The organism is uncultured Moraxella sp. (assembly GCF_945873075.1).
Taxonomy (GTDB): domain Bacteria; phylum Pseudomonadota; class Gammaproteobacteria; order Pseudomonadales; family Moraxellaceae; genus Moraxella.
Genome location: NZ_CAMCBS010000045.1, coordinates 1 through 7,444, shown reverse-complemented (window position 1 = coordinate 7,444; position 7,444 = coordinate 1). Strand labels below are relative to the sequence as shown.

6 protein-coding genes are annotated in these 7,444 nt (G+C 47.6%); 1 reads left to right on the top strand and 5 read right to left on the bottom strand.

Going from position 1 to position 7,444, the window contains the following annotated elements; all coding sequences use genetic code 11:
* Positions 1-83 precede the first annotated feature (83 nt).
* The 5 genes from prpC to Q0N89_RS09465 all read right to left on the bottom strand — a co-directional run bounded on the left by prpC (position 84) and on the right by Q0N89_RS09465 (position 5,919).
* The gene (prpC, locus tag Q0N89_RS09485; RefSeq protein ID WP_294035796.1) at positions 84-1,235 is read right to left on the bottom strand and encodes a 2-methylcitrate synthase; all 1,152 of its coding nucleotides are present in this window, start codon (positions 1,233-1,235) and stop codon (positions 84-86) included.
* Positions 1,236-1,306: 71 nt separating this feature from the next.
* Positions 1,307-2,080, bottom strand: a complete 774-nt coding sequence (locus tag Q0N89_RS09480; protein ID WP_294035793.1) for a sulfite exporter TauE/SafE family protein — start codon at positions 2,078-2,080, stop codon at positions 1,307-1,309.
* A gap of 15 nt (positions 2,081-2,095) precedes the next feature.
* Positions 2,096-2,989, bottom strand: a complete 894-nt coding sequence (prpB, locus tag Q0N89_RS09475) for a methylisocitrate lyase (RefSeq protein WP_078253927.1) — start codon at positions 2,987-2,989, stop codon at positions 2,096-2,098.
* 259 nt (positions 2,990-3,248) lie between these two features.
* On the bottom strand, positions 3,249-4,211 hold the full coding sequence (locus Q0N89_RS09470) for a LysR family transcriptional regulator (protein WP_294035789.1): 963 nt from the start codon (positions 4,209-4,211) through the stop codon (positions 3,249-3,251).
* A gap of 478 nt (positions 4,212-4,689) precedes the next feature.
* On the bottom strand, positions 4,690-5,919 hold the full coding sequence (locus tag Q0N89_RS09465; protein WP_294035787.1) for an anhydro-N-acetylmuramic acid kinase: 1,230 nt from the start codon (positions 5,917-5,919) through the stop codon (positions 4,690-4,692).
* Between the two features lie 161 nt (positions 5,920-6,080).
* Here Q0N89_RS09465 and tyrS point away from each other — a divergent pair, with 161 nt between their 5' ends.
* On the top strand, positions 6,081-7,289 hold the full coding sequence (gene tyrS, locus Q0N89_RS09460; protein ID WP_294035785.1) for a tyrosine--tRNA ligase: 1,209 nt from the start codon (positions 6,081-6,083) through the stop codon (positions 7,287-7,289).
* Positions 7,290-7,444: the final 155 nt, after the last annotated feature.

Genomic DNA, 7,444 nt, shown 5'->3' with positions numbered 1-7,444 from the left:
GCTAATCAAATAAAACCCAAAAAGCCACCCAAAACACTTGGGCTTTAGGTGGCTTTTGTCTATGATGTTAGGTTAATCAGCGATTAACGCTCATCCATCGGTACAAATGCCAAATCATCTGGGCCGGTGTAGTTGGCTGATGGGCGGATGATTTTGCCGTCTTGGCGTTGTTCAATGATGTGTGCTGACCAGCCTGTGGTACGAGCAATCACAAACAATGGGGTGAACATTGCCGTCGGTACGCCCAATTTTTGGTACGATACGGCTGAGAACCAGTCAAGGTTCGGGAACATTTTTTTCTCGTTCCACATCAAGGTCTCTAAGCGTTCAGCGACATCAAACAGTAGCATATCGCCACTTTCTTGTGATAGCTCACGAGCCACTTCTTTGATGACGACATTGCGTGGGTCGCTCACGGTATAGACAGGATGACCAAAGCCAATCACGATTTCTTTGCGAGCGATACGCTCACGGATGTCTGCTTCGGCTTCGTCAGCACTGCGATAGCGTTTTTGGATGTCGTAGGCGACTTCGTTAGCACCGCCGTGTTTTGGACCTTTTAGAGCGCCGATAGCACCCGAGATGGCAGAGTAGATATCCGAGCCTGTGCCTGCGATGACACGCGCGGTAAAGGTCGATGCGTTGAACTCATGCTCAGCATATAGGATGAGCGAGATGTGCATCGCACGGATTTGCTCTTCGGTCGGGCGTTTGCCGTGCAGTAGGTGCAAGAAGTGACCGCCGATGCTGTCTTCATCACTTTCTAGGTCGATGGTTTTGCCGTTTTGGGTGTATTGGAACCAGTACAGCAAGATTGAGCCTAAGCAGGCGATCAAGCGGTCAGCGATGTCACGAGCTTCTGATGCTGGCTGACTTTCACGCTCAGGCAGGGTACAGCCGAGTGCTGATACGCCGGTACGCATCACATCCATTGGGTGCGTGTGGGCAGGTAGGTTCTCTAGGACATGGCGTACACGCATTGGTAGGTTGCGGTAGGCTTTGAGTTTTTTCTTGTAGGCTGCCAGTTCAAATTTGTCTGGCAGATGACCATGAATCAGTAGGTGCGCCACTTCTTCAAATTCGCAATGCTTGGCAAGGTCAAGGATGTCATAGCCACGATAGCTTAGATCGTTGCCTGAGCGTCCGACTGTACATAGGGCAGTATTACCTGCAGGTACGCCAGATAGTGCGACACTCTTTTTTGGTTTTGGGGTGGTTGGGGCGGTGTCTGCCATGTCATATCTCCTTATCAATGGCGATTTGCTTGCTAATGTCTTAGCTTGCTTAGGTTAAATTCCAATTTAGGTTACAGTCCAAATTTTATGATACCAGTATGTCCGATTTTGATAGCTAGTACCAATAATATCAAATAAATCATCAGCTTAAACACCGTACCGCTGATATATTCTCGTAGCCACATACCGCCGAACAGTCCAAGCATCGAGATGACGGTCAATAGCCCAAGTAAGGTGTATTGACGCTGATCAAATGCCACATATTGCCCCCACAGCATCACCACTTGTACCACTTTGCCAAGCAGATAGCATAGGTTGCTGGCTTTGGCGATGGTGTTTTTGTCGTCGGTTTTGCTAAATAGATAAATCAGCAAAATCGGCGACATGGCATTGGTTGCACCACCGACCATCCCTGCGACTAGCCCAAATAGACTCATGCTAAGCTTGCCTGTCGGGACGGTGAGTGGCTTTGCTTTGCCTATGAGCGTCAATAGCCCGTGCGTGGCATAATACAAAGTCACCACAGCCATCATCAGATACAGATACGCCACAGGCAAAATCAGTAGCAGCTTGACACCGATAATCCCACCGATGACGCTTGAGATGGCAAGTAGTTTGTACTGGTGCAAATAGTCTGTCAGCTCACGCCAGATGCCTTGTTTGTTGTTTGAGCATAGCACCAATAAGCTCATCAATAGGTTAGGTATGGCGACGATGGCGACAGCTTGTGATAGGGGTAGGCTAAAGGATAGTGCGCTTGTCCCTATCATCGGAAAGCCCATGCCTGTGATGCCATGCAAAATACCTGCAATGGCAAAGATAATCAGCTGGATAATATCGTTCACAGGCAGGCGTACCGATTATTTTTTGCTAGCAAATAGCGCGTCAAGCTTTTGTTCGTAGCTGTGATAATTGAGAAAATCATACAGCTCCATGCGAGTTTGCATGGTATCGACGACAGAAGTTTGTACGCCTTCGTCTTTGAGTACTTGATAGACATTGAGTGCAGCTTTGTTCATCGCACGGAATGCCGACAGCGGATACAGTACCATGTCCACACCCACTTCAAATAGCTCATCGGTGGTGTATAGATCCGTTTGACCAAACTCAGTCATATTGGCAAGTACAGGGATGTCTAGCACATCGGTGAATTTGCGATACATTGAGATGTCGGTCAATGCTTCAGCAAAGATCATATCAGCGCCTGCTTCTTGGAAAGCCACAGCACGCTCCACAGCAGCATCTAGGCCTTCGACAGATAGGGCGTCAGTGCGAGCCATCACCACAAAGTCAGGATCGACTTTGGCGTCCAAAGCCGCTTTTAGGCGATCGACCATCTCAGCGGTAGAGACGATTTCTTTGTTTGGGCGGTGACCACAGCGTTTTTGGGCGACTTGGTCTTCGATATGCACGGCAGCGACGCCGGCTTTTTCCATTTGTTTGATGGTTTGGGCGATGTTGAATGCGCCGCCCCAACCAGTGTCAATGTCCACGAGTAGGGGGGTGTCGACCGCATTGGTGATGCGAGTGGCGTCAGTGAGTACATCATTGAGACTGGTCATACCAAGATCAGGCAGACCAAAAGAAGCGTTGGCGACACCGCCACCAGATAGGTAGATGGCTTTGTGTCCGACTTGGGTTGCCATCATGGCAGTATAGGCATTGATCGTGCCGACAATTTGAAGTGGCTTGTTGTTGGCTTTTTCGCTGGCGATGGCGTCACGAAAACGGCGACCTGCTGAAACTTGGCTCATATCATCTTTCCTTATCTGATTACAAATTGACTACACAGAACGATTTTATACCTTAACTATACTCCAATTTTTAGCGTTTGTCTTTAGTGAATTTTGTACAAAAATTATCCAACTTGGACAAGATTGCCCAATACTATGCAATTTATGCATAAAATATCCTGTTTTTTGCATATTTTTGGCGATTGTTATGCAAGCTTTACATAGTATTGGTGGTTTGTAGCAATATTTAGTTACAAAAATATAACATATCCATCACGCATTATGCACCATCTTTTTTGCCAAGTGCCAATGGTGCAGGTGCTTGGATGTCATGACGCTCATACACATCCAAAATCGCACGGTGCAGTGCTTCGATGTGTGGTATCGGATTGTGTGCCAGCGTATTGATATACATCGGGGATGTAAAATCATGCGCCAGTGGCAGATAGCAAATCTGCTCAGTGCGGACAGTTTTTAGACTCTCAGGCACGATGGTAAAGCCTTCGCTAGCGGCAACCATCGCCAGCGCCACCTGAATATCACGCACACGGATGTTGTGCTTTGGCTGTGCGCCTGTCTGCTCAAACAGCTGTAGCAGTGGGTCAGTCTCAACCAAATTCACCGTTGGATTTGGCGTTTTGTGGTACAAAATCAGCGTGTCATTTGCCAGTGCCGACAGGCTCACCGCTTGAGCGTCTTGTTTGGCAAGCGGATGCCATTTTGGTACAGCCAGCACAAATGGTTCATGGCGTAAAAAGGTCTGCTGAATCAGATTGTCTTGGGCGGCAAAGCGACCAAAACCCACATCAATCTCGCCAGATTTTAGGGCAGCGACCTGTTGCTGAAAGCTCATTTCGATGACTTTGATATCAAAATCAGGGTGTGTGCCACCGATATTTTGGCGTAGCTGAGAGATCACTTCAGGTAGCAGCCCGTACAGCACCGAGACCACCGAGCCGATGACCAAGCGGTTTTGGCGACCATCGCCGAATCGGCGTGTCAAAGCCATCGCCTGCTCAAGCTCAAATAGGGGCTGTTTGACATGACGATACAAAAATTCACCAGCATCCGTCAAAGTCATTGGACGATGATGACGCTCAAACAGCTCAACTTGCAGGGTGTCTTCAAGCTGCTGAATTTGACGACTCAGCGATGGCTGAGACAGCCCAAGCACCTTGGCAGATTGACTGACACTGCCAGTCGTTGCTAGGTGCATAAAGTAGCCAAGTTGTCTAAATTCCATAAAATCTCCCGAGAAGTTGTTAACTTATTACACTTTTCACTAATGATAATACCACTATTTCACAAAATTTCCAATCCCTTGCAATCCTTTATTTTATATATGTTTGCGGTATTTTTATCACTATTCATTTTTCAAATAATCTTATCAAAAATGATGGATTTTTATTGAAATTGATTATCAGATTTGGTTAAAAATTAATCAAATTATCACCATGTAACAATGCTTGTTCGTGGGATAAAGTGCTGTATCGGTTTGTTGGTATTTATCCAAGATAAGATAGGCTTGGGCTTGTGAATTTCTGAAGTGGTATCAGCGGTGGTGAGTTATAGTATGCTTAATTCACATAATCATTGCTCTAAATGGTCAATTTGAACACTGATGACATCAAAAAAACACCCCAAAAGCTGTCTAGCTGTTGGGGTGTGGTTCAGTGCCTGAATGTTCTTTTAATGGGTGCGAGTGCGTGTTTCTTACGCCATCAAAAACACACTTGACCAAGCACCACCGCCTTGTCCGCACCTGTCACGGCAGGGACATTGCCTGCACGACCTAGGATGTTTTGGCGAGCCAGCCAAGCAAAAGCCATGCCTTCGACGAGTGTCGGGTGCACGCCATACTGCTGACTATTGATGACATCCAAATCAGGCAGATGTGCTTGCAGACGTGCCATCAGATGCGTGTTTAGCGCACCGCCACCACAGACGATGAGAGAGCCTGCTTTGACAAAGCGTGCGATATCACGACTGGCGCTGACGGCGGTGAGCTCAGCAAGTGTGGCTTGGACATCAGCAGGGCTATAGCGTAGTGCTGGATGGTCATGATTGAGCTTGCCAAGCATCTCATCAAGCCATGCTAAGTGGAACTCTTCACGGCCGGTGCTTTTTGGGGGGTGTTTGTCAAAAAACGGATGGCTAAGCAGTAGCGATAATAGTGGCTCAATCACCACGCCTGAGCGTGCCATCTCGCCATCTTTATCATAGCTTGCCCCTGTGTGGCGAGCCACCCACGCATCCATAAGTAGATTGGCAACGCCAGTATCAAAGCCCATCGGCGTGCCTGTGCCATCATGGTCAAGCACGGTGATATTGGCGATACCGCCGAGATTGAGCACGGCTTTGACACCATCATCCATGCCAAACATCGCCTGATGAAACGCAGGCACGAGCGGTGCGCCTTGACCGCCGACCGCCATATCACGACGGCGAAAATCACTCACTACAGCGATGCCAGTGCGTTCGGCAAGCACATTAGGGTCAAGTAATTGTAAGCTAAACGACCACTGCGGACGATGACGCACCGTCTGCCCATGACAGCCGATGGCGCTGACTTTGTCGCTATCAATATTAGCTTTGGCGAGTAATTCGAGCACCACTTGTGCGGCAAAATTGGCATAATACACACTTGCCCAGCCATAGACATCCAGCTCACTTTCAAAGCCAAGCTGATTATCCGAAATATAATCCGCCACGCCATTGGGTGCGGTCAAAGCAAGCAAGGCATCATGCAACTCATCATCAAAAGGCAAGCTGTGACTAGCAATGACTACGGGCGCACCGCCATCAAAAAACTCACACAGCACCGCATCCATCCCATCTAGGCTCGTGCCACTCATCATGCCAATAAAATAAGGCGCTTCATCCAATAAATTAGCACCGCTATCATCAAACAACTGCGTCATTTGCTCAAAAAAATCATCAGTCTGTGTCATCATCTTGCCCAAATTCACAAAAAATCCGCCACCTAGCATAGCAAATTTTCACCCCAAACGATATGAATTTTTTGCGTTAAAGCAATCCTATGGATGACTTTTTGTGCAATTTTGATATAATCAAGGCAGTTTTTATTTGTACAAAATCAATAGGTAAGATTATGAGCGATTTTTTGAGTCCAGAAGAACAATTAGCCCTGATTAAGCGTGGCGTCGATGCCATCTATTCTGAAGAAGATTTGTTGGCAAAATTAAAACAAAATCGCCCACTGCGTATCAAGCTTGGCATGGACCCGACAGCGCCAGATTTGCATTTTGGTCATACGGTGGTGCTGAACAAACTGCGCCATTTTCAGGATTTGGGTCACGAAGTGCTATTTTTGATTGGGGATTATACCGCGCGCATCGGCGACCCAACGGGCAAGAACAACACCCGTCCGCCACTGTCCGAAGAGCAGGTCAAAGCCAATGCCAAGACCTATGCCGAGCAGGTGTTCAAGATTTTGGATAAAGACAAGACCAAAATTGTCTTTAACTCAGAATGGTTTGGCAAAATGTCAGCAGGCGATATGATTGCACTAGCAAGCCAAGTGACCGTGTCTCGTATGCTTGAGCGTGATGATTTTAGTAAGCGTTATGCATCGCAGACACCGATTGCGATTCATGAATTTTTGTACCCATTGGTACAAGGCTATGACTCAGTGGCGCTACAGGCGGATGTGGAGCTTGGCGGTACTGACCAGACCTTTAATATCTTGATGGGTCGCACGCTACAAGGTCGCTACAGCCAAGAAGCCCAAGTGTGTATCACCATGCCGATTCTAGAAGGCTTGGATGGTGTCCAAAAGATGAGTAAGTCACTGGGCAACTACATCGGTATCGATGACCCAGCCGGCGTGATGTTCCAAAAAGTGCTATCGATGCCAGATGCGCTGATTCCACGCTACTTTGAGCTACTGAGCTTTAAGCCGATGGATGAAGTCAATGCGCTGCTTGATGAGATGGCAAACGGTCGCAATCCCCAAGAAATCAAACGCATCCTAGCGCTTGAGCTGATTGAGCGTTTCCATGGTCGTGAAGCTGCCGAAAACGCCCACAAATCTGCAGGCAACCGCCTAGCCGATGGCGAGTTGCCAGTGGATTTGCCAGAAGTGACACTTAGCCTTGGCGAGCAAGACAAGCTATTTATCACCCAAGTGCTAAACCAAGCGGCGCTAGCCAAAAACAGTGCACAAGCCAAAGATATGCTGTCTCGTGGCGCGGTCAAGGTTGATGGTGAAGTGGTCGATGCCAGCTTTGCGCTATCAGCAGGGCAAACGGTGGTCATCCAAGCAGGTAAAAAGGCGTATGCCAAAGTAACCGTTGCATAAAGGCTGTTCATAACAACGCCAAAACAAGCGTCAATATATCAGTACGCGCAATAGAATAAAGCCAAGTGAATCGCTTGGCTTTATTCATAAATAAAAATATAACAAAATCAACCACCTACAAACTTTCCCCCAAATCCCCCAACTTTTTCACAAAT